Annotated in this window: 15 protein-coding genes; 6 read left to right on the top strand and 9 right to left on the bottom strand. The window is 72.4% G+C overall.

What is annotated here, in order from left to right; all coding sequences use genetic code 11:
* The first annotated feature begins 10 nt into the window (after positions 1 to 10).
* Both AB0I72_RS18250 and AB0I72_RS18245 read left to right on the top strand, forming a co-directional pair.
* Entirely contained in the window at positions 11 to 1,642 is a 1,632-nt protein-coding gene (locus AB0I72_RS18250) for an alpha/beta fold hydrolase (RefSeq protein WP_358569685.1), read from the top strand.
* Positions 1,643 to 1,733: 91 nt separating this feature from the next.
* Positions 1,734 to 2,576 carry a GNAT family N-acetyltransferase gene (locus AB0I72_RS18245; RefSeq protein WP_358569682.1) on the top strand — a complete coding sequence of 281 codons (843 nt, stop codon included), beginning with the start codon at positions 1,734 to 1,736 and terminating at the stop codon, positions 2,574 to 2,576.
* A gap of 51 nt (positions 2,577 to 2,627) precedes the next feature.
* Here AB0I72_RS18245 and AB0I72_RS18240 read toward each other — a convergent pair whose 3' ends face one another.
* From AB0I72_RS18240 to AB0I72_RS18220, 5 genes are all read right to left on the bottom strand, one after another.
* Positions 2,628 to 4,223, bottom strand: a complete 1,596-nt coding sequence (locus AB0I72_RS18240; RefSeq protein ID WP_358569679.1) for an ABC transporter ATP-binding protein — start codon at positions 4,221 to 4,223, stop codon at positions 2,628 to 2,630.
* Positions 4,220 to 5,101 (bottom strand): ABC transporter permease, encoded by an 882-nt coding sequence (locus AB0I72_RS18235; RefSeq protein ID WP_358569676.1) that lies wholly within the window; start codon positions 5,099 to 5,101, stop codon positions 4,220 to 4,222. Before AB0I72_RS18235 ends, AB0I72_RS18240 begins: the two co-directional genes overlap by 4 nt.
* A complete protein-coding gene (locus AB0I72_RS18230) occupies positions 5,098 to 6,066 on the bottom strand; it encodes an ABC transporter permease (RefSeq protein ID WP_358569673.1) in 969 nt (322 codons plus the stop codon). The genes AB0I72_RS18235 and AB0I72_RS18230 overlap by 4 nt, the downstream gene beginning before the upstream one ends.
* Positions 6,067 to 6,112: 46 nt before the next feature.
* On the bottom strand, positions 6,113 to 7,717 hold the full coding sequence (locus AB0I72_RS18225) for an ABC transporter substrate-binding protein (protein ID WP_358569670.1): 1,605 nt from the start codon (positions 7,715 to 7,717) through the stop codon (positions 6,113 to 6,115).
* 366 nt (positions 7,718 to 8,083) lie between these two features.
* The gene (locus tag AB0I72_RS18220) at positions 8,084 to 9,070 is read right to left on the bottom strand and encodes an ATP-binding protein (protein ID WP_358569667.1); all 987 of its coding nucleotides are present in this window, start codon (positions 9,068 to 9,070) and stop codon (positions 8,084 to 8,086) included.
* A 345-nt stretch (positions 9,071 to 9,415) separates the two neighbouring features.
* Here AB0I72_RS18220 and AB0I72_RS18215 point away from each other — a divergent pair, with 345 nt between their 5' ends.
* Positions 9,416 to 9,940 carry an ATP-binding protein gene (locus AB0I72_RS18215; RefSeq protein ID WP_358569663.1) on the top strand — a complete coding sequence of 175 codons (525 nt, stop codon included), beginning with the start codon at positions 9,416 to 9,418 and terminating at the stop codon, positions 9,938 to 9,940.
* A 34-nt stretch (positions 9,941 to 9,974) separates the two neighbouring features.
* Here AB0I72_RS18215 and AB0I72_RS18210 read toward each other — a convergent pair whose 3' ends face one another.
* The 4 genes from AB0I72_RS18210 to hisS form a co-directional block, all read right to left on the bottom strand.
* On the bottom strand, positions 9,975 to 10,823 hold the full coding sequence (locus AB0I72_RS18210; protein WP_358569660.1) for an AMP-binding protein: 849 nt from the start codon (positions 10,821 to 10,823) through the stop codon (positions 9,975 to 9,977).
* Between the two features lie 304 nt (positions 10,824 to 11,127).
* Positions 11,128 to 13,644 (bottom strand): LuxR C-terminal-related transcriptional regulator, encoded by a 2,517-nt coding sequence (locus AB0I72_RS18205; protein WP_358569969.1) that lies wholly within the window; start codon positions 13,642 to 13,644, stop codon positions 11,128 to 11,130.
* A gap of 167 nt (positions 13,645 to 13,811) precedes the next feature.
* Complete coding sequence (locus AB0I72_RS18200) at positions 13,812 to 16,265, bottom strand: tetratricopeptide repeat protein (protein ID WP_358569657.1); 2,454 nt, start codon at positions 16,263 to 16,265, stop codon at positions 13,812 to 13,814.
* A gap of 164 nt (positions 16,266 to 16,429) precedes the next feature.
* The gene (gene hisS / locus AB0I72_RS18195; protein WP_358569654.1) at positions 16,430 to 17,758 is read right to left on the bottom strand and encodes a histidine--tRNA ligase; all 1,329 of its coding nucleotides are present in this window, start codon (positions 17,756 to 17,758) and stop codon (positions 16,430 to 16,432) included.
* Between the two features lie 784 nt (positions 17,759 to 18,542).
* Here hisS and AB0I72_RS18190 point away from each other — a divergent pair.
* The 3 genes from AB0I72_RS18190 (at position 18,543) to AB0I72_RS18180 (ending at position 22,023) form a co-directional block, all read left to right on the top strand.
* The gene (locus AB0I72_RS18190) at positions 18,543 to 19,157 is read left to right on the top strand and encodes an ATP/GTP-binding protein (protein WP_358569651.1); all 615 of its coding nucleotides are present in this window, start codon (positions 18,543 to 18,545) and stop codon (positions 19,155 to 19,157) included.
* A gap of 106 nt (positions 19,158 to 19,263) precedes the next feature.
* A complete protein-coding gene (gene secA2 / locus AB0I72_RS18185; protein WP_358569648.1) occupies positions 19,264 to 21,570 on the top strand; it encodes an accessory Sec system translocase SecA2 in 2,307 nt (768 codons plus the stop codon).
* A 183-nt stretch (positions 21,571 to 21,753) separates the two neighbouring features.
* Positions 21,754 to 22,023: a DUF6406 domain-containing protein gene (locus tag AB0I72_RS18180; RefSeq protein ID WP_358569645.1), complete on the top strand. Its 270-nt coding sequence runs from the start codon at positions 21,754 to 21,756 to the stop codon at positions 22,021 to 22,023.
* Positions 22,024 to 22,427: the final 404 nt, after the last annotated feature.

Genomic DNA, 22,427 nt, shown 5'->3' with positions numbered 1-22,427 from the left:
GAGAACACGAGTGCGACGACGAATCCGGGCCACCGTCACCGCCGGGGCCCTGCTGGCCTCGCTCGTGGGCGTCCCCGTGCCCGCCCAGGCCGACACCGTCCGACCCGCGACGCGCGTCGACCGCACGGGCCTCGACTGGGGCCCCTGCAAGGACCTCGAACCCCGCGGCGACGAGGTCCTGGAGTGCGCCACCCTGACCGTCCCGCTCGTGCGCACCGCGGGCGGCGACCGGGTCCCCGGCGCCGATGAGACCGTCGAACTGGCGCTCTCCCGCGTCCGCGCGAGCGGCACCACGCGGCACACGCTGATCGTCAACCCGGGCGGCCCCGGCAGCGGAGCCCGCCGCTGGGCCTCCATGACCCACGAGCGCATGCCCGAGGAGCTGCGCGAGGTGTACGACGTGGTCGCCTTCGACCCGCGCGGCATCGGCGCCTCCACCCCCGCCATCTCCTGCGACCCCGACCACTTCGCCCCGGTCCGGCCGGACACCGTGCCCGCCGACGGGGACGAGGAGGCCGCCCTGCGCGCCGACGCCCGGGCCTACGCCCGCGCCTGCGCCGAGAACACCGGACGCCTCCTGGCCCACACCCGTACCGAGGACACCGCCCACGACATGGACGCCGTCCGCCGTGCCCTGGGCGAGGACCGGATCGACTACCTCGGCTACTCCTACGGCAGCTACCTGGGCACCGTCTACTCCTCGCTCTACCCGGACCGGGTCCGCTCGCTCGTCCTCGACAGCGTCGTCAACCCGGACAACCCCTGGTACGAGAGCAACCACGTCCAGAGCCGCGCCCTCCAACGGGCCGCACAGCACTTCTTCGACTGGGCCGCCCGCCACCACGCCGCCTACCGTCTGGGCCGCACGGGCGACGAGGTCGCCGAGGCCTACTACCGACTGCGCTCCGAGCTGCGCACCGACCCGATCGAGGCCACCGTCGGCCCCACCGAACTGGAGACCGCCGCCCTCGTGGTCGCCTACGCCGACTCCACCTGGCCCGGCGTGGCCCGCGCGCTGTCCGCCCGGATCAACGAGGGCGACGGCACCGGGCTGCTCAGCCTCCACCGGGCCTACGGCGACCACGCCGACAGCGACCAGAGCTACGGCGGCTACCTGGCGGTCCAGTGCACCGACGCGCACTGGCCGACCGACTGGTCCGCCTGGCGCACCGACGCCCGCCTGGCGCACGAGGAGGCGCCCTTCGTCGGCTGGCACAACGCCTGGTACAACGCGCCGTGCCTGGACTGGGGCGCCGACTCCGGCGACTGGTTCCAGGTCGGCGACGCGCCCCACGAACACCGCGCCTTCGACGGCCCGGCCCTCATCGTGCACGCGTCCGGGGACGGAGCCACCCCCGTCGAGGGCGCCCACGCCCTGCGCCACCGCCTGCCCGGCTCGGTCCTGGTCATGGAGGAGGGCGGCCACACGCACGGCGTCGCCTTCACCGGGAACACGTGCGTCGACGAGATCGTCTCCGCCTACCTGCTGCGCGGCGTCCTGCCCGCCCGGGGGGCGAGCGGCCCCGACGTCGCGTGCGAGCGCCGGCCCGAGCCGCGCCCGGGCTCCCGCCGCGAGGACCTGAGGGCGGCGACGGAGGGGGTCGCCGCGGTCATCGCCGATCTCCCCGGCGAGCCCGGGTAACCCGTCGAATACTCTGTAACCGGCGCGAACTGGATCGGGTCGCATCCCCCGGCACCCACCGGGGGCCGACGGGACGATGGGGGAGAAAGCGATGCTTCGGACCTCGCCGGTGCGGATCCTCGGAGAGCGTGACCGGGCGGCCGTCCGCGCGCTCCTGGACACCGACCCCGTGGGCAACGTCTTCGTCGCCTCGCGCCTGATGACGACCGGGATCGCCTCGCGCTTCAGCGGCACCGAGGTCTGGGGCCACGTCGAGGACGGGCGGCTGACGGCCCTGTGCTACTCCGGCGCCAACCTGGTCCCGGTCAACGCCGGACCCGCCGCGATCCGCAGCTTCGCCGACCACGCCCGGTGGCGCGGACGCCGGTGCTCCTCGATCGTCGGGCCCGTCGGCGCGGTCCGGGACTTCTGGGAGCAGGTCACCCCCGCGTGGGGGCCCGCCCGCGTCATCCGCGCCAGCCAGCCCGTCCTGGAGATCGACGCCCCCTCCGCGGTGCCCGCCGACCCGGAGGTGCGCCGGGTCCGGCTCTCGGAGCTGAACACCCTGGTCCCGGCCTGCGTGGCCATGTTCACCGAGGAGGTCGGCGTCCCACCGGACTCCGGCGACGGCGGCGCCCTGTACCGGGCGCGGATCGAGGAGCTGGTGCGCACCGGTCGGGCGTTCGCGCGGATCGAGGACGGCCGGGTGGTGTTCAAGGCCGAGATCGGCGCGGTCACCCCGCACGCCTGCCAGGTCCAGGGCGTGTGGGTCCACCCGGACCTGCGCGGCCGGGGCCACTCCACGGCGGGCATGGCGGCGGTCGTCCGGTACGCCCTCGCCGAGATCGCGCCGCGCGTCACCCTCTACGTCAACGACTTCAACGCCCCGGCCCGCGCCACCTACCGCCGCGTCGGCTTCCGCCAGGTCGGCGAGGTCATGTCGGTGCTGTTCTGAGGGGAGGGGCGGCGGCGCCCGAACGCCCCCCGCCCCTCCCGCCCCCGAGACCTAGTCCGCGGTCGCCGCGAAGGACGGCTGGAAGTCCGGGGTGTCGGCGATGAGCGCACGCGTGTACTCGTGCCGGGGCGCGGCCATCACCTGGCCGACCGGCCCGTACTCGACGATCCGGCCCTGGTTCAGCACCGCCACCCGCTGGGCGATGTTGGACACCAGAGCGATGTTGTGCGTGACGAACAACAGGGCCATCCCCGCGTCCTGGAGGTTCCGCAGCAGCGCCACGATCTCCGCCTGCACCGACACGTCCAGCGCCGACGTGATCTCGTCGCACACCATCAGGTCCGGCCCCGTCGCCACCGCGCGCGCGATGCACACGCGCTGACGCTCGCCGCCGCTGAGCTGCTCCGGGAACCGGTCGGCGTAGGCGGCGGGCAGGGCCGCGCGCTCCAGGGCCTCGGCCACCACGCGGTCCGGGTCGTCCGGGCGGCCGACCAGGTGCCGGTAGGGGCCCAGGATCTGGTCCCGCACGCGCTTGCGCGGATTCAGCGCCTCGTACGGGTTCTGGAACACGTACTGCACGCGGCGCCGCTGCTCGGCGGTGCGCCGGTAGCTGCTGCGCGCCAGCGGCTCGCCGTCGAAGAGCATCTCGCCGGTGAACTGGTGGTGCAGCCCGGCCACCGAACGCGAGAGCGTGGTCTTGCCGGAGCCGGACTCGCCGAGCAGGGCCACGCACTCGCCCCGGGAGACCGACACGTCGATCCCCTCCAGGACCTGTGTCCGCCCGTACCCCGCCGCCAGTCCGGAGACCCGCAACAGCGGCGGCTCCTCCGTCTCCTCGGCCGCCTCGTGCCCCTCCGTGCGCAGCAGGGGCACGGCCGACAGCAGCCGCCGGGTGTACTCGTGCCGGGGCGCGGCCATCACCTCGTCGGTACCGCCGCGCTCGACCAGCCGTCCCCGGTACATGACCGCGATCTCGTCGGCCAGGTCGGCGACCACGGCCATGTCGTGGCTGATGTAGACCCCGGCGGTCCCGTACTCGCGGGTCATCCGCCGGATGGTCTCCAGCACGTGCGCCTGCGTGGTGACGTCCAAACCCGTGGTCGGCTCGTCGAGGACGATCACGTCCGGGCGGCCGATGAACGCCATCGCGATCGCCACCCGCTGCTGCTGCCCGCCGGACAGCTGGTGCGGGTAACGGCGGAGGAACTGGTCGTCGTCGGGCAGCGCCACCTCGCGCAGCACCTCGCGGACCCGCTCCAGGACCTTCGCGCTGGGCAGGGAGGCGTCGTGCAGGGCCTCGCTCAGCTGCGTCCGCAGCCGCAGCGCCGGGTTGAGCGCCGAGGCCGGGGACTGCGGGATGTAGGCCACCGCCCGCCCGCGCAGCTGGCGGACCCCCTTCTCCGACAGGGTGGCCAGGTCCTCGCCGCCCACCTCCACGTGGCCGCGGGCGATCTGCGTCGCCCGCTTGCAGTGCGCCAGCAGGGACAGCCCGAGCGTGGTCTTGCCGGAGCCGGACTCGCCGACCAGGCCGAGGATCTCGCCCCGCCGCACGCTGACCGACACGTCGGAGATGATCTCCACGTGCGACGGACGGCCGATCACCGTCAGGTCGTCGACCTCCAGGACGGTGTGCTCACTTCGCGTCATTTCTCGACCCCCCGGTCGATGCCGATGGCCGCGCGCGACAGCCCGTCGGTGATGAGGTTGGCGCCGATGGTCAGGATCGCGATCGCCGCCACCGGCAGGGCCACCGGCCACGGCTGCACGGCCATGCCCTGGCGCGTCTCGTTGATCATCAGACCCCAGTCGGCCGTCGGCGGTTGCAGTCCCATGCCCAGGAAGCCCAGGACCGCGACCACGCCGATCGAGTAGGTCAGCCGCAGGCCCAGCTCCACCAGGAGCGGGCTGGTGACGTTCGGCAGGATCTCGACCGCCATGATTCGCCAGCGCGGCAGGCCGATCGCCTCCGCCGCCTTGACGAAGTCCTGCTCGATCACCTTGCGGGTCGCCTCACGGATCACACGCGCCACCCGGGGCACGTGGGACACGGCGATCACCGCGACGATCAGCCACACCTTCGGGCCGATGATCGACATCACCAGCAGCGCGGCGATCAGCTGGGGGAAGGCCAGCAGGACGTCGTTGAACCGCATGAGCACGTCGTCCAGCCACCCGCGCCGGTAGCCGGCGACGATGCCGACCACCGTGCCGACGGCCACGCCGATCCCGGCGGCCGAGGCGGCGAGCAGCAGCAGCGTCCACCCGCCCCACAGGAACCGGGTCAGCACGTCGCGGCCGAGGTTGTCACCGCCGAACACCGCGCCGTCCACACCCGTCCCGTAGGGCGGGGCGACGAACTCGGTGGGCTCGTAGGGGGCCACGAACGGGCCGACCACGGCGATCAGGACGATGATCCCGGTCAGGACCACGCCCACCCGGGTGCGCCCGAAGCCCCACGCCGTCCGGAACAGCCCGGGACCGCGCCTGGCGGCCTTGGCGACCTCGGGGTTGGTCGTCGTGCTCATCGCTTCGCCACCTCCGCCTTCGGGTTCGTGCGGCGGGCCGTGACCCGGACCTTCGGGTTGGCCGCCAGGCCGATCACGTCGGCGAGCAGGTTGACCAGGATGTAGATGCCGGCGATGAGCAGGACCACGGCCTGGACCAGCGGGACGTCGCGGTTGGCGATGGCGTCCATGAGGACCTTGCCGATACCCGGGATGTTGAACAGGAACTCCACGGCCACGACGCCGCCCGCCAGCCACGCCAGCTGGAGCGCGACGACCTGGGCCACCGGGCCGATCGCGTTGGGCGCGGCGTGGCGCCACAGCACGACCCGCTCGTCCAGGCCCTTGAGCCGCGCCTGCTGCACGTACTCGCTCTCCAGGACCTCGATCATCGTCGCCCGCATCATCCGGACGATCGGCGGCGCCACCGCCAGGGCCAGTGTCAGGACCGGCAGCGTCCACTGCTCGGGGCCGCCCTCACGCGAGTAGACCGAGGGGAACAGGTTGAGCCCGTTCGGCCCCAGGACGAGGATCAGCAGGATGCCGACCACGAACTCGGGGACGGAGGCCAGGACCAGCGTTCCCAGGGACGCGGAGTGGTCGAACCCCCGGTCGCGGCGCAGCGCGCTGAACGCGCCGACGACCAGCGAGACGGGTGTGGCGACCAGGGCCGCCAACCCCATGAGGGTCAGCGAGCTCCGCACCGGCGACGCGAGGAACTCGGCGACGGGCTGGCGGTTGGAGAAGGACGTGCCCAGGTCGCCCTGGACCAGTCCCTGGAGCCACTGCGCGTACTGCACGGCCACGGGTTGGTGCAGGTTGAGCTGGTCGCGCAGCGCCTCCAGGCGCTCCGGAGTGGCGTCGCGCCCCAGGATCAACTGGGCGGCGTCGCCCGGGAGTGCCTGTGTGGCCGCGAAGACCACGACGGACACCGCCCAGAGCGTCAGCACGCCGAACAGGAGGCGGACGGCGATGAGTCGAGTCATGGTGAGCTTTCGGTAGCGATCTGTCCTGCGGGTTTCCGCCGAGCCGCTACTGCTCCTTCCACATCTTGTGGAACGAGTACGAACCGAGCGGGTGGCCGGAGACCGTGGGCTCCAGACCGTGCACGCGGCTGGAGTGGGCGTCGAGCAGGTTCACGAAGCCCCACACGATGTAGCCGCCCTCCTCGTACTCGATCCGCTGGGCCTGACGGATCAGCTCGCCCCGCGCCTCCTCGTCGGGGGTCCGGCGGGCCTCCTCGACGAGTTCCACCCACTCCTCGTCCTCGCCCCACATGGTCTCGTTGTAGGGGGCGCCCACGACCGAGCCCTGCGAGGTCTGCGTGATGTAGTTGCGCGCGCTCCAGTAGTCCTGGCCGAAGGTGTAGGGAAAGCCCTCCTCCTCGTTCCAGTAGTCGCTGGGGTTGACGCGGCGGATGTTGACGGTGACCCCGGCCTCGCGGGCCTGTTCCTTGAACACCTCGGCGGCGGCGACGATACCGGCGTTGATGTCACCGGTGACCAGTTCGACCTCCAGGCCGTCCTCGTGCCCGGCCTCGGCGAGCAGGCGGCGGGCCTCCTCCAGGTCCTGTTCGCGCTGCTCGAAGTCCTCGGGGTAGGACGGGTCCATACGGCCGTACATGTCGTTGCCGATCTGCCCGTACCCGGCCAGCGCCTGGTCGACCATCTGCTGGCGGTCGACGATGAGACGGAAGGCCTGGCGGACCCGCACGTCGTCGAAGGGCGCCCGGTCCACCCGCATGGTGAACGGCAGCCACATGCCGGTCTCGGACTCCATGACCTCCACGTCGACGTTGCCCTCGATGATGGCGACCTGGGCGTGCGGCACCTGGCTGACGACGTCGACGCTGAGACTGGTCAGGGCGTTGACCCGGGCGTCGTCCTCGGGGAAGTCCCGGATATGCAGCTCGTCGACGTAGGGCAGGCCCTCGACGTGGTAGCCCTCGTGCCGCTCGAAGAGGCTGTACTCGCCGGCGGTGAACTCCACGTGGCGGAACGGGCCGCAGCCGATCGGGTTCGCCGGGTCGTAGCCCTGGGGGACGACGCAGTTGTAGTACTCGGCCAGCGCCTCGGGAAGGGTCACGAAGGGCTCGGTGCAGGGGATGACGACGGTGCGCTCGTCGGTGGCCTCCACCGCGTCGACGTCGACGCTCTCCAGGTCGCCCGCCCCGCGCATCGGGTTCTCCTCGTCCGTGATGCGGCGCAGGGAGAAGACCACGTCGTCGGCGGTGACGGGGGAGTCGTCGTGGAAGGTCAGCCCCTCCTTGAGCACGACGGTCCACTCGGTGGCGTCGTCGTTGGGCTCCAGGGACTCGGCCAGGTCCATCTCGATGGAGCCGTCCTTGGTGTAGCTCACCAGGGTGGCGTACAGGGCGTGGTTGCGCGCGATGTCGACGTTGTCGGTGGGCTGGTGCGCGTCCAGGGTGTCGCTGGCGCCGCCGCCCGCGATGCCGACCCGCAGGCGGCCGCCCCGCTGGGGCTCGCCGCCTCCGCCGGAGCCGTCGGACTCCGAGTCACCGCCGCAGGCGGCCAGGACCGGGGCGACGGCCGCGCCCGCCGCGGACGCCTTGAGCAGGGAGCGTCGGCTGGGGGCGTGGACGCGGGGCTGGATGGGCTCTTCGGACAACGGCGACACGGGACACCTCGTGTGGGGTACGGGAGCTTCGACGGGACGACACCGGGGCCGGGCGTCCCCGGGCGGGGTTCGGGCCTGGGCGTACTGACCGGTATCAGTCCGTTTTGATCCTTGTGGGACCCCTATGAGGCGTCAAACTCGGGTGAGGGCGGGGAGGGGGTGCGAGTCACCCCTCTGGGGGGCGCTCGCGGAGCGTGGCGTCGCGGCGGCGCAAAGCCTTGGTGGCCTGCCGATTCACGCGGGTCCCCGCGGACGTCGCACGCGGTCGTGCGCGTATGCCGCCCACGGGGTGTTTGTGGCTCGCGTCACCTGGAGGTTGTGCCCCAATCGATGTCGGGGGGAAGTGAAACCGTGGTGTTTAACGAGCTATTTGTCCGTTTTGTCCGTTTCACCTGCGGGGGAGTCGGGATCGAGGGCCGTCGGACCCATGAGGAAGTCCGGGTCGACCTGGGCCGCCAGCTCGGCCGCGTCCGCGCGGCCCCGACTGTAGCGCAGGTGAAACTCGGATGACTGTCGGGTGAACCGCGCCCAGTCCTTGCGGGTCGCGTCGACCATGTCCCGCAGTCGGCCGAGCGTCTTGACGTTCTCCTCCTCCAGGTCGGTCAGCTCCGGGTGGCGGCCCTTCTCCATCGACCGCACGAACCCCGAGTGCGACATCCACGCCGCGAGCGCGTCGCCGACGTGCTCGCGCAGGAACTCGACGTCCTCCTCGTCGCGCACCTTGTTGCCGACCACGCGGATCTCGACGTCGTGGTCGCGCGCGTAGTCGGCGTACTGCCGGTACACGCCCACGCCGCGCAGGGTCGGCTCGGCCACCAGGAAGGTCATGTCGAAGCGGGTGAACAGTCCGGAGGAGAAGGAGTCGGCGCCCGCGGTCATGTCCACGACCACGTACTCGCCGGGCCCGTCGACCAGGTGGTTGAGGTACATCTCCGCCATGCCGACCTTGGAGTGGTAGCAGGAGACGCCGAGGTCCTCCTCGGAGTAGGGGCCGGTGACCATGAGCGTCGCGCCGTGGGCGGGCGCCCCGAACCGGGCGTGCACCGGGTTCTCGCCGGTCACCCTCAGCAGGCGCGACCCCCGACCGGGCGGCGTCGTCTTGATCATCGCCTCCGCCGAGGCGATCCGCGGGTTGTCCCCGCGCAGGATCTCCTTGATCTCGGTCGGGTGCGCGCCCAGCGCGGGCAGGCGGTCCAGGTGGCGTTCGGGTACGCCGAGCGCCGCGCCCAGGTGCTGGTTGATGTCGGCGTCGACCGCCACGACCGGGACCCGCTGCGCGGCGAGGTGGCGGGTGAAGAGCGCGGAGAGCGTGGTCTTGCCGCTGCCGCCCTTGCCCGCGAACGCGATCTTCATGGTGTCCTTCGCGTCGGGTGCGGGTCGGAGGGCGCTCCGGCCCGCACGGTGGAGGGTCGCGCCGCGACCCCACTGATGGGGAACGATTATCGTTCCTGGGTCGAGTGCCTGTCAGGCGAACGGCCGTGTCCCTTCCGCATTGCCAACGTGTTACACGTCACATGGGTGCTTCTGGGGTGTCCGCTGTTTCCTTTGTCCTCACGGGGGAGGAAACGTGACGGCGTTTTGTGGCCGATCCGCGACGGCGGGACGCCGGGTGTGCTGTTCTGGACCAAGCCCACCCTTGTCTAAGGTGAGTGCAGGCTGCGCGACCCGCGCGCCGTCGCGGGTGATTGGAGTGACCGGATGGCTGAGGCGAGGCAACTCCGGGAACACGTCCCCGCGGAGGTTCCGGAGGACACCGCGCCGACACCGCCGGTCGCGCCGACGATCGAACTCGGCGACCTCCCCGGTGACGCCACCGACAACACCGTCTGGAGCTGCGCGGGCAACCTCACGGCCGTCCGCTCCATCCGGGCGCGCGTGCGCGGGTTCCTCTCCGGGAGGGGCCACGCCGAGGGCGCCCTGGACGACGCCGAACTCGCCGTCAGCGAACTCGCCACCAACGCGCTCCTGCACTCGCGCTCGGGGCAGACCGGCGGGGTCATGACGCTGTTCCTGCGCTCGGGCACGGGTCGGCTGAGGGTCGCCGTCGCCGACCAGGGCGAGCGCGACGGCGTCGACGGGCACTCGCGCGAGGACGGCGAGGACTACGGGCGCGGCCGCCTCATCGTCGACAGCTGCGCCAGCCGCAGCGGTGAGTACTGGAGCGGGGCCACCCACGTGGCGTGGTTCGAGATCGACGACCCGGGCACCGTGGGCGGCGAGTAGGCCCCCGGTCGCGGAGACCCGCGGCGGGCGCGTCTCAGTACATCGCGTCGGCGTGCGGGTGGGCCACCCGCGTCGGTTCGGGGGCGCAGCGGACCGTCACCCGTCGCCCCTCCGGCACGGCGGAGTCCTCTCCGGCCACGACGCACGCTCCCGTCCAGAGCGCGAGCGCCACCAGCGCCACCCGCGTGGGCTCGTCGCCGCCCTCGTCCACGGCGACCACGTCGTCGGAGGTCAGGTCCAGTCGTCCCCGTAGGGCACAGAAGCGCGCCATGAGGTCGCTGTGCGGGTAGAGGGTGGTCAGGACGCCGTCGCTGGTGCGCTCATAACCCAGGATGCCGTTGTCGAAGAGGCCCCGCGTGGGGTTGTAGCCGCTTCCGTCCGGGCTGGGCTGGAGAAGCTCGTCGAAGGGGGTCGTCCCCAGGGCGTCCCCGAAGGCGATCACCTGGCGCACCCGCGAGCGCTCGGCCAGCTCCAGGGCGGTCTGGGCCAGGTCGGCGGTGACCAGCAGCAGGCGTGTGTCGGTCTCGGCGAGGATGGCGCTCTGGGTGTCCAGGTCCGAGGCTGTCGCCAGCGGCAGGGCGCGACCGCCCACGGCCATCACGGTGTAGGTGGCCAGGAAGCGCTCGGGCGAGACGGGGGCCAGCACCCCCACGACGTCGCCGAAGCACATCCCCCGGCGGCTCAGTCCCGAGGCCGCCCGTTCCACCGTGGCGGCGAAGGTCAGCGCGTCCACCCGGCCGTTCCGCCCGCGGATGGTGCCGCCCCGAGCGGGGCGCAGCCGCAGCCGCTCGCACAGTCCCCCGGTGAGGGAGCCGATCGGGTCGTCCCTCCGTGGCAGTTGGTGTCCCGGCCGTCCGGCTCCCGCAGTCAGTGCTACCCCCATGCGTACCCCCAGTCGTCCCAGGCGGCGGTGGTTCGGCTGTCCGGGCTCGTCACGCCCCCTCCACGTGGCGAGCCCGGCCGACCGTGCCGGGCGGGTGCCGCGGTACCCCTCCCCTGGGAGCGCCTCGTCCCGGCACGGTTCTCCACCGACCCCGGGTGGTGTTGGGCCCGAGGTCCCATGGCTGGAAGCCTAGCGCGTTCACGGCCAGGTGCACATGCATGTTGCGGTGCAGATGCATATGTAGATTGCGCGCGTGCGGCTGCGGCGCGGCCGGTGTGCGGCCGGTACGGCGTGGCCGCGCCGCTCAGCCCGACGTGCCGTGCCGCTCGATCCAGGCGGTGATCTGCGTACGTGAGTGGAAGCCCATCTTCCGGTTGATGTTGGCGACGTGCCGGGCGGCCGTCGACGGCGTGATGAACAGCGCCCGGGCGATCTCCGGGTTGCTCTTGCCGGTGCTCACCAGGCGCGCGATCTCCAGCTCCCGCCGGGTCAGGCGCTGGCGCGGGCTGGTCGACTCCGGCGGGGGCGCGGCGGAGGACTCCGTCCGCCTCGTCCGGGTCCCGCCCCGCCGCCCGCTCGACGAGCGCCGCGACGGCGGTCGGCGACCCTCCTCCGACAGGAGCTCCGCCTCCCGGACGGCCTCGGCCAGGTCCAGCACCCGCCCCTGCTCCCACCACCCGACCAGTTGGCGCCTGCGGCGGCGGATCCGCTCCTGGTCGGCGAACGGCCACGGCGCCGGGCGCGTCGGCAGGCCCAGGCGGCCCCGGACCTCCATGGCCGCGCCCGCCAGGCGGCAGGCCGACTCGCGCTGGTTCCGCTCGAACGCGACCCGCGCGAGCGCGGTCAGGGTGCGCGCGGCCTCCGCCCGCTGCCCGGTGGCGTGGCTCAGGCCGAGGCCCTCGCTCAGGTAGTCGCAGGCCTGCTCGGTGTGCCCCTGCGCGTGGGCGACGCGCCCGATGCCGGACAGGCAGCGGGCCTCCTCGGCGACCGCGCCGATCAGCCGCTGGGTGTCCAGGGCCTCCCGGTAGCAGCGGTCGGCGGTGATGAGGTCGCCGTTGGCCTCCGCCGCGCCCGCCTGGCCGATGAGGATGACGCCGACCCCCCAGCGGTGGTCGATCCCGCGCAACAGGGTCAGCGCGGCGTTGAAGTGGTGGTCCGCGCTCGGGTAGTCGCCCTGCTGGGCGACGAGGGCGGCCCGCGTGCCCAGGGCGATCGCCTCGCCCCACAGGTCGCCGGTCTCCCGGCACATCCGCAGGGCCTCCTCCACCCGCACCGCGGCGCGGTCCCCGGTGCGGGTGCGCACCTCCACCAGCGCGAGGAGGTTGAGGCACGTGCGCACGAACGGGTCGTCGCCCGCCTCGCGGCACAGCCGCAGCCCCTCCTCGCCCAGGGCCAGGGCGCGATCGTGGTCCCGCCGCACCCGAGCGAGCTGGGCCCGCCCGACCAGGGCCCGGGCCCGCGAGGGAGCCTTGGCGGCGTCCTCCAGGCCGAGCAGCAGGTCCATCCAGTGCGCGCCCTCGGAGTAGCACTGGTGGCTGACCCAGTGCGCGACCAGACCCACGCACAGCCGCAGGCCCGGTTCGGCGGCCCCCTGCTGGTGCGCCCAACGCAGCACCGAGCGCAGCGTCGAGAACTCGGCGATGACCCGCTGGCGTCCCGAGTCCCGCTCGGTCCAGGGCATCGCCTGGCTCGACTCCAACCGCCGACCCAGGTCCTCCACCAGCCGCAGCATCCGCGTGAACAGCCGCTCCTGGAACCGCTCGGCCTCGCCGCGGGCGGCCAGGCGCTCCCGGGCGAACCCGCGTACCGCCCCGGGCAGCCGGTAGCGCACGCGGCCCTCGAACTCACCGGTCACCGTGATCAGCGACCGGTTGAGCAGCGAGGTCAGCAGATCGAGGATCTCGGTCTCCGGGAGTTCCTCGTCGGCGCACACCTGCTCCGCCAGCTCCAGGTCCCACCCGCGGAACACCGACAGGCGGCACAGCAGCAGGCGTTGCCGCTCGGTCAGGTTGGCGTACACGAAGTCCAGCACCAGCGGCAGCACCTCGCTGCGCGCCACCGCCTGACCCGGACCGGGACGCACGTCCGGCGAGGCCAGGTGGGCGCGCAGGCCCTCGGCGAGGGCGTCGAGGTCTGCTCCGGGGGCGCTCGCGCCGAGCACCTCGATCCCGAGCGGGACCCCTCCGGCCAGGTCGCACAGCACCGCCACCGTCTCCAGCTCCCCGGGCGAGACGGTGAAGCGGGGGTCGCGGGCGCGGGCCCGGTCCAGGAACAGGCGGACCGCCTCGGCGCCGGCGGGGTCCGGCGGCGGGGCGTTGCGCGTGGCCACGGGCAACGCCATCGGCGGCACTCGCCACACCGTGCCACCGCTCAGCCGGATCGGCACCCGGCTGGTGAGCAGGACCGTCACCGCCGGACACTCCGTCAGCAGGACCTCCCCGACCTCGGTGACCACGTCGGCGAGGTGTTCGCACGCGTCCAGGATCAGCAGGAGACGGCGCGAGCGCAGCGCCTCGATCACCGTCGTCGACATCGGCTGCCCGGGCTCCTCCACCACGCCCACCGCGTTCGCGACGCGCGCGTGGACCTCCAGGGCCGTGCCCGCGTCGGTGAGGTCGGCGATCCACACGCCGTCGGGAAAGGAGACGGTGGACTGCTCCGCGACCCGCAGCGCCAGCCGGGTCTTGCCGAGACCGTCGGACCCGCACAGGGTGACGGAGCGGCTGGAACCCAGGAGTCGGAGCAGGTCGCTCAGATCCCGCTCGCGGCCCACGAAGCCGGTTCCCGGCCGAGGGAGGTTGTGCCGCGCGGGCGCGGTCAGAGGTGCCATGGCCTTCACAGGTAGGGGCGGTCGGGGAAGGTCTTCACCAGTGCGGAGGAAAGGGGTACGGGATCGAACACGTAGGGAGGTGGGACGTGGTACTTGGAGTTTCTGGTTTAGCGCGTGCACGCGCACTGTGCAAGTGCTTCCGGACAACACGCCGACCCTCATCCCGAGTCCGCCGCGGAAGTCCAGCCGGTCAACTGCGTCCTCGACGAAATCGAGAGTTTTCTGAAGATGTTCGCGACGTGGCGTGCGGCGGTGGCCTGACTGATGGTCAGTCGCTCGGCGATCTCCCGGTTGGACAGCCCCTGCCCGGCCAGTTCGGCGATCTCGCGTTCCCGGGGCGTCAGGGACTCCGGCCCGGCGGCGCGGTCGGGGGCCCGGGGGAAGGCCAGGGCGCGGTCCCGGACCTGCTCCAGGGGCAGGGTCCGCCACGCGTTCCACGCCTCGGCGGCCCGGGCGCCGCCCACGCGCCGCTCCACCGCCGACCGCAGCCGGACGGTCTCGGCCGACGGGCGGCCCAGTGACGTCCTCAGGTCCGAGGCCACGCCCGCCAGAGCCGCCGCGCGCTCGGCCTCCCGTTCGGCCAACGCCAGCTCCGCCAGCGCCTCCAGGGCACGGGCGACCGCGATCCGCTGACCGGACGTGAAGCTCAGCCGCAGGCAGGTCGACAGGGGCTCGCGGGCCTCCAGGACGTCGCCGTCGTTGAGCAGGAGCCTGCCCAGGGTGCGGGCACAGCGGGCCGCCGCCGGGGCGGCCTCCAACGCGCTGAAGACCGCCAGCGCCTCCGACAGCAGCTCCCGCGCGCGGTCGTGGTCGCGTTCCTCGGCCGCGATCGACCCCAGACCGTGCAGGCTGCGCGCCACGCTCCACCGGTCGCCCAAGCCCTCCGCGACCTCCATGCTGTGCTCCAGGTGCCGGACGGCCTCCTCGGTGTCGCCCCGGCGGCGGGCCAGCCGGGCCAGCACGCCCAGCGTGCTCCCGTCGGTGATCGGGTCGCCCACGCCCCGGGCCCACTCACGGGCCCGGTCGGCGTACCGCCGCCCCTCGTCGAGCGCACCCGTGCGCAGGGCGAGCGCGGCCAGGGTGGTCAGCGCGGAGGCGGCGGCCCCCGGCTCACGGCAGGCCCGCGCGGCCTCCAGGGCGCACTGGGCCAGGGCGGAGACGCGCGGCGCGGGGTCCAGGTCCAGGCGCAGCTCGGCGTGGAGCGCCAGGGCACGGGTGCGCAGGACGGGCGACTGCCGGTCGGGGTCGGTGTCCAGGACGCTCTCCAGGGCACGGCCGCCCTCGGCGGACAGGTCCCGGACCAGCCAGTACGGGCGCAGGGCCACGCACACCCGCAGGGCGTCGTCCACGCGGCCGCGCGAGAGCGCCCACTGGGTGACCCGCGCGTGGTTGTCGCGGTGGTGGTCGAGGAGGCGCAGCTGCCCCAGGCGTTCCTCCCAGGTCAGCGGTTTGGCGACACCCGCGGCGATCTGCTCCAGGTGCTGGACGCTGAAGCGGAGGTAGCGTTCCCAGCGCTCGTCCTCGTCGCCCTCCTCGGCCAGGCGCTCGGCGGCGTAGGCGCGCACGGTCTCGGTGAGGCGGTAGTGCGTGGTGCCGTCGATCTCGGCGTCCATCACCACGAGCGACTTGTCCACGAGCGAGAAGTGCAGCGGCAGGATGTCCGCGGGGTCGACCCCGTCGCCCGAGCAGACCTCCTCGGCGGCCTCCAGGTACCACGTGGTGAACACCGACAACCGGTGCAGCAGGCGGCGTTCGGGTTCCGTCAGCAGGTCGTGGCTCCACTCCAGGACCGCGCGCAGGGTGCGCTGGCGGGCGGGGAGGTCGTCGGAGCCGTCGCTGGTGAGCAGGCGGAAGCGGTCGTCCAGGCGGCGCAGGATCTGCTGGACGGACAGCACGCGCACCCGGGCCGCCGCCAGTTCGATCGCCAGCGGCATGCCGTCGAGCATCCGGCAGATCTCCGCCACGTAGCCGGAGTTCTCGCGGGTCATCTCGAAACCGGAGCGGGCCGCGTGGGCGCGGGTGACGAACAGGCGCACCGACTCGTAGCGCTGGGTGTCGCGGCGGGGGATGGGCGCGGGGTCGGCGGCGTAGGGGTCGGTGGGCGTCGGCCGGGCGGGCAGGGAGAGCGGCGGGACCCGCCAGATGTTCTCCTCCGACACGTGCAGCGGCTGGCGGCTGGTGGCCAGGATGCGCACCCGCGGGCAGTCGCGCAGGACGGCCTCGCACAGTTCGGCCATCGGCCCGACGGCGTGCTCGCAGGTGTCCAGGAGCAGCAGCAGGTTCTGGGTGCGCAGAGCGGTGATGATCGCCTCCATCACCGTGCGGGCGTCGTCCTCGACGGCCTGGAGGCCGCTGGCGACCGTGCGCAGCGCCTGGTCGTGGGTGGAGGCCTCGCTCAGGTCGATGAAGCGCACGCCGTCGGGGAAGCGGCGGAGCACGCGCTCGGCGAGGTGGAGGGCGAGCCGCGTCTTCCCGATGCCGCCGGTCCCGGTGAGCGTGACCATCCTGGCGGTCCCGAGAAGGCGGCCCAGGTCGACGATGTCGCGCTCACGTCCGACGAACCGGATGAACTCGCCAGCGGACAGGGGCAGGTTGTGGCGGGGATGAGACATGGCCTCGATTACTTGGACACCGAATCGGCCCGCGCCGCGCACGCCTGGCGGGCGCGGAGGCACGGAGGACAGCCTGCCCCCAGTCTCCCACCGACCGGCCGGGGCTGTCTCGCGAATGGCCGGTTCCGGCACGAGCGGTCAGAAACCGCCCATGCCGGAACCGATTACTCGGCGGCGTCGGCGGGACGCCAGGTCGCCGGGTCGGCCGGGCCCTGCTCGCCGCTGGCCATGTCCTTGACCTCGTGGGCCCCGTCCGCGCCGAAGGGCGGGAACCAGACGAAGGGGACGCCCTTCTTCGACGCGTACTGGATCTGCTTGCCGACCTTGGCGGTGGAGTGGAACACCTCGGTGTTGAACCCGCGCCCGCGCAGGAGCGCCCCGGTGCGCAGGGCCTCCGCGCGCTGTTCGGCGCCCGGCACCACCACCATGACGTCGGTCGGGCAGACCCGTCCCTCCTGGATCCGGCCCTCGGCCACGAGCTTGGCGAAGATGCGGGTCAGGCCGATGGAGATGCCCACCCCGGGCAGGCGGCGGCGGATGAACTGGCCCGCCAGGTCCTCGTAGCGGCCGCCCGCGCAGATGCTGCCGTAGCCGGGGTCGTCGTCGAAGGAGGCCTCGTAGACCGTCCCGGTGTAGTAGTCCAGCCCGCGGGCGATGGACAGGTCGGCGACCACGCTGCCCTCGGGCAGGTCGGACAGCTCGTCCAGGACGAAGGTGAGCTCCCGCAGGCCCTCGGAGAGCAGCTCGGAGGCGACACCGAGCGCCTCGACCTTCCCGGTGACGTCCGCGCCGCCCCCGCGCACCCGTGCCAGGGCCAGGCACGCGTCGGCCTGCTCGTCGTTCAGGCCCTCGGCGAGGAGGATGTCGCGCACGCCGTCGTCGCCGATCTTGTGCAGCTTGTCCACCGCGCGGATGACCACGACGGGGTCCTTGACGCCCAGGCCCTCGTAGAAGCCCTGGAGGACCTTGCGGTTGTTGACGTTGAGCGTCCAGGCGGGCAGGTCCAGGCCGCTGAGCACCTCGTGGGCGATGCGCGGCAGCTCGGCGTCGAAGTGCAGCGGGACGGAGTCGACGTTGATGACGTCGATGTCGCACTGGGTGAACTCGCGGTACCGGCCCTCCTGCGGGCGCTCGCCGCGCCAGACGCGCTGTATCTGGTAGCGCTTGAACGGGAAGGTCAGCTCGTTGAAGTGCTGGGCGACGTACCGCGCCGTCGGCACGGTGAGGTCGAAGTGCAGCCCGAGCTTGGCGTCGGAGTCGTCCTTGGCGTCGGCCTGGAGCCGCTGGAGGGTGTAGACCTCCTGGGAGGTCTCGCCCTTGGCCAGCAGGACGTCCAGGTTCTCCACCGAGGGGGTCTCCACGGACGCGAAGCCGTAGGACTCGAACCCGGCTCGGATATGGTCCAGCCAGCGCTGCTCCACGGCCCGGACCTGGGGGGTCCACTCGGGGAAACCGCTGATGGGAGTGGGGCGGACGACGCGCTGCTCGGACATGTGGGGTTCTCGGCTCCCTCGGGAGAATCGACGGTCGGGTCCGTGCCCCGTCGCTCCCGCGCGCTCCGGCGTGCGGCTCGTCCGCGGGAAGGGGCTGCGTCCATCCTACGGCCAACCCGGCTCGCGGCACCGGTCGTCCGCAGCCCGCGGGCGGCGAACCGGGCGCGGCGGCGGTCGGGAGGGGAGAGCCCGCCGACCCACGTGGACGGATGTGGGCCGACGGGCTCCGCGGGCGTGGACCTCGGGCCGCCGACCGCCCCCGACACCGAAGAGCGAGGCGTCGGTTCGCGGACGAACGCCCAGGGGCGCCGCCGGGGCGCCCGCTCCGGTCGCCTGCTCGTGCCAGGAGTCCTGACGACCGTGTTCCGACGGGTGCCCCGCCCTCCACCGTAGACTCCGCGGTCGGTCGCGGACAGGGATCGGCGCGGCCGAAAGCGGCCGAATACGGCCGCTCACATAGTCGTGAAGTCGGTCCACGCGGGTACTGTTCCGTGCTTTGCTGGTCACGGTGCGTCCGTGTTCGCGGACACCCCGCCACGGCGCCGCCTCCTCGGGACCCGTGGCCCCTCGGCGTGCCCAGGGCCGGGAACCCCCTCGGAGGGCGGGGCTGGGTGTCGTGTCACACTGCGCGGAATCGCCTTCACGGAAGGCGATCCGGTGTTAGGTTCCAGGGGCGGTGCCCCTCGCGGTGGTTCGGATCCGGGGGCGCCCGCGCCCCTCAAGTCCGGGTCGTGCCAACCAACCGTCCGCAGTGCGCGCCCGGCACTCTCCGCTAGGACTAACTGTGATCCATCCAGCCAACAGCTCCAAGCACGTCCAGGCAACGACCGAACTCTCCACGAAGATCATCGTGGCCGGTGGCTTCGGGGTCGGCAAGACCACGTTCGTCGGAGCCGTCTCGGAGATCCCCCCGGTCCGCACCGAGGCCGCGGTGACCGAGGCCAGCGTCGGGGTCGACGACCTCTCGCACACGCCGGACAAGACCAGCACCACGGTCGCGATGGACTTCGGCCGGATCTCCCTGGAGACCGACCTGACCCTGTTCCTGTTCGGCACACCCGGACAGCAGCGCTTCTGGTTCATGTGGGACGACCTGGTCCGGGGCGCCCTCGGGGCCGTCATCCTGGCCGACACGCGCCGCCTGGAGGACACCTTCCAGGCGCTGGACTACTTCGAACGGCAGTACCGCCTCCCGTTCGTCGTGGCCGTCAACGACTTCGACCCCGAGGCCGCCTACACCACCGACGAACTGCGCGACGCCCTCGACCTGACCCCCGACGTGCCGATCGTCCGCTGCGACGCCCGCGACCGCCAGTCCGTCGTCGGGGTCCTGGTCACGCTCGTCAAGCACGCCATGGCCCTGGAGGCCCGCCAGCGTCCGCACCGGCAGCTCGCCTGAGCGCGTCCGCGTGTCGGCCGGTCGTCGGCACGCGGATCGGACACGGGGCGTCCGGCGGGAACCCGGGGGTTGTGCTCGGCGTTACCCTGGCGTGGTGTTCGGACGAATGGCGGAAAGCGTCCGCCGCCTCCTGGGCAAGCCAGGCGCGGTGGATCTGCGGCCCTATACCAAGCTCCTGCCGGCGATCGAGGCCGAGGAGGACGGTCTGCGTGAGCTCAGCGACACCGAGCTGACGGACCGCGCCATCGACCTCGGGAACGCCGAGCTCCCCTACGAACGCGACGACCTCGTGTCGTTGTGCGCCGTCGGCCGCGAGGCCGCCCGGCGAACCCTGGACGAGCGCCCCTTCGACTCGCAGCTGCTGGGCGTCATGGCCCTGCTCGACGGACACGTCGCCGAGATGGCGACCGGTGAGGGCAAGACCCTCGCCGGCGCGCTCGCCGCGGCCGGGTTCGCGCTGCGCGGCAAGCGGGTGCACGTCCTCAGTGTCAACGACTACCTCGCCCGCCGCGACGCCGAGTGGATGCGGCCGCTCTACGACACGCTCGGCGTGACCGTCGGGTGGATCAACGAGGAGTCCTCCACCGACGAGCGCCGCGCCGCCTACGCCTGCGACGTCACCTACGTGGCCGTGAGCGAGCTGGGCTTCGACGTCCTGCGCGACCGCATGGTCACCGACATCGACGACCGCGTGGTGCCCGAGCCCTCCGTCGCGATCGTCGACGAGGCCGACTCCGTGCTCGTCGACGAGGCCCGCGTGCCCCTCGTCCTGGCCGGCGCCGCCGAGGCCGTCGCCGCCGACGTCGAGATGGCCGACGTCGTCCACGCCCTCAAGCCGCGCCTGCACTACGAGGTCGACGGCGAGGGACGCAACGTCCAGCTCACCGACGCGGGCATCGACGCCGTGGAGAAGGCCCTGGGCGGCGTCGACCTGTACTCGGAGGACGACACCTCCGTCCTGCCGCAGGTCAACCTGGCCCTGCACGCCCACGTCCTGCTCCAGCGCGACGTCCACTACGTCGTGCGCGACGGCGAGGTGCGGCTGATCAACGAGTCGCGCGGCCGCATCGCCCTGCTCCAGCGCTGGCCGGACGGCCTCCAGGCCGCCGTCGAGGCCAAGGAGAAGGTCGCGCTCAGCGAGACCGGCGAGGTCCTCGACTCCATCACCGTGCAGTCGCTCGTGCTGCGCTACCCCGTGCGCGCCGGGATGACCGGTACGGCCATGGCCGTGGCCGAGCAGCTGCGGGAGTTCTACGAGCTCGAGGTCGCGGTCATCCCCGACAACAAGCCGTGCGTGCGTGAGGACCACGGCACGCGGCTGTACGCCACGCGTGAGGAGAAGGAGGACGCCCTCATCGCGAGGGTCGAGGACGTCCACGGGACGGGCCGCCCGATCCTCATCGGCACGCAGGACGTCGCCGAGTCCGAACTCCTGGCCGAGCGCCTGCGCAAGGACGGGCTGGAGTGCGTGGTCCTCAACGCCAAGAACGACGCCGACGAGGCCGCGATCATCGCCGAGGCCGGTACCCACGGCGCGATCACGGTTTCCACGCAGATGGCCGGGCGCGGTACCGACATCCGCCTCGGCGGCAGCGACATGTCCGACCGCGACCGCGTGGTCGAGGCGGGCGGCCTGTACGTCATGGGCTTCGGCCGTTACCCCTCCAGCCGCCTGGACGGGCAGCTGCGCGGACGCGCGGGCCGCCAGGGCGACCCCGGCGACTCGATCTTCTTCGTCAGCATGGACGACGATCTGCTGGTCAACCACGCGTCGGAGACCACCGGCTACCGGACGACCGACGACGGCGAGATCACCGACGACGGCTGGCTGGCCATGGTCGACCACGCGCAGCGGGTCGCCGAGGGACAGCTGCTGGAGGTGCACCGCAACACGTGGCGGTACAACCAGCTCATCGACGTCCAGCGCGACGTCGTGCTGGAGCACCGCGAGAAGGTGCTGACCGGGGACGAGGGCGCCCGCCACATCAGGGCGGACCGCCCCGACCGCCACAAGGAGCTGGCCGAGGAGCTGGACGACGAGAGCGTGGCCAGGGCGGCGCGCCTGATCACCCTCTACCACCTGGACCGGGGATGGACCGACCACAACGCGTTCCTGGCGGAGCTGCGTGAGGGCATCCACCTGCGTTTCCTGGGCCGCCGCGACCCCCTGGACGAGTTCAACCGGGAGGCGGTGCCGGTCTTCAAGGGCTTCCTCGACGAGGCGCGGGCGCGCGCCGCGGAGAGCTTCGAGGAGCTGGAGGTGCGCGACGGTCGGCTCGACGTCGGCGAGGTGGGTGTCAAGCGCCCGTCGATGACGTGGACGTACATGGTGCACGACCACCCGTTCAGCTCGGCGCTGGAGACGCTGGTGGGCCGTCTGAAGGGCGGAAGGGGCACCGCCGAGCGCGGTTGAGAAGCGCGTCACATCCTCTGTTTCGGTGCGCGGGTCGGGACCAAGGTCCCGCCCGCGCATTATTTTCGTGGGCTAGTCTGCTGAATGAGCGGCCCGGTGAGAAAACGCCGTGATCCTTCGTGCGTCCGGGTCGCGCGGCTGCGTTTTCAATGGATTCCGAGACGGGTTGGGACTGAAACCACGGTGGTCCACGAGATCGGTGCGCAGGAGAAGATCAGTTATGGGCGGAACGATCGTTTCGCCGGCGGTCCGGTCGGCGGTGGCCAGTTCTGGATCGCGGAGGACGGCCAGCCGGTGGCCAAGATCGGTGGCCCGAAGGAGTGGCGGCCCACGCCGATGATCGACGTCCGCGTCGGTGAGGTCTTCACAGTCGGAGGGCAGGCCTGGAGGGTCACGGATATCGTCGACGCGGATTCACCGTCCGCATATCTGCTGGCGACACGGATAAGTTGACCAGCCGCCCCGGGAAACCCCCGGGGCTTTCTTTGTTCCCCCATTCGGTCGGAATCGCAACCCCGTGCAACCCCCGGCGAATTTCGTGACGGTACGGCGACGCCCCGGCGGATTCCCGGAGATGCGTTCGGCGTCCTCCCGGGCCTCTGGGGCCCCTGGTGCGTGTGTGGCGGGTGGGGGAGTTGGTACCGCGGCGCCGGTGTGACGGTGTGTCGTCGCAGGTCAGCAGGGTGTACGCGCGGTGCCCACGGGGCGAATCGAGATGTTCCGGTTACCTCTTGGAGGGTGTTCGCGTTACCGCCGCCTCGTTAACGTCGGTGGTGCGAGGCGCGCCCCGTCGCGTTTGGGAGGGCCCTGCTCTCGGAGAGTCCACGGGACGCTGCGCCTCGCCGCCCCGGTCGGTC

The sequence above is a fragment of the Nocardiopsis sp. NPDC049922 genome, assembly GCF_040660275.1.
GTDB lineage: Bacteria > Actinomycetota > Actinomycetes > Streptosporangiales > Streptosporangiaceae > Nocardiopsis.
The sequence above is the reverse complement of the archived record's forward strand: the minus strand, read 5'-3'. Positions and strand labels throughout refer to the sequence as shown.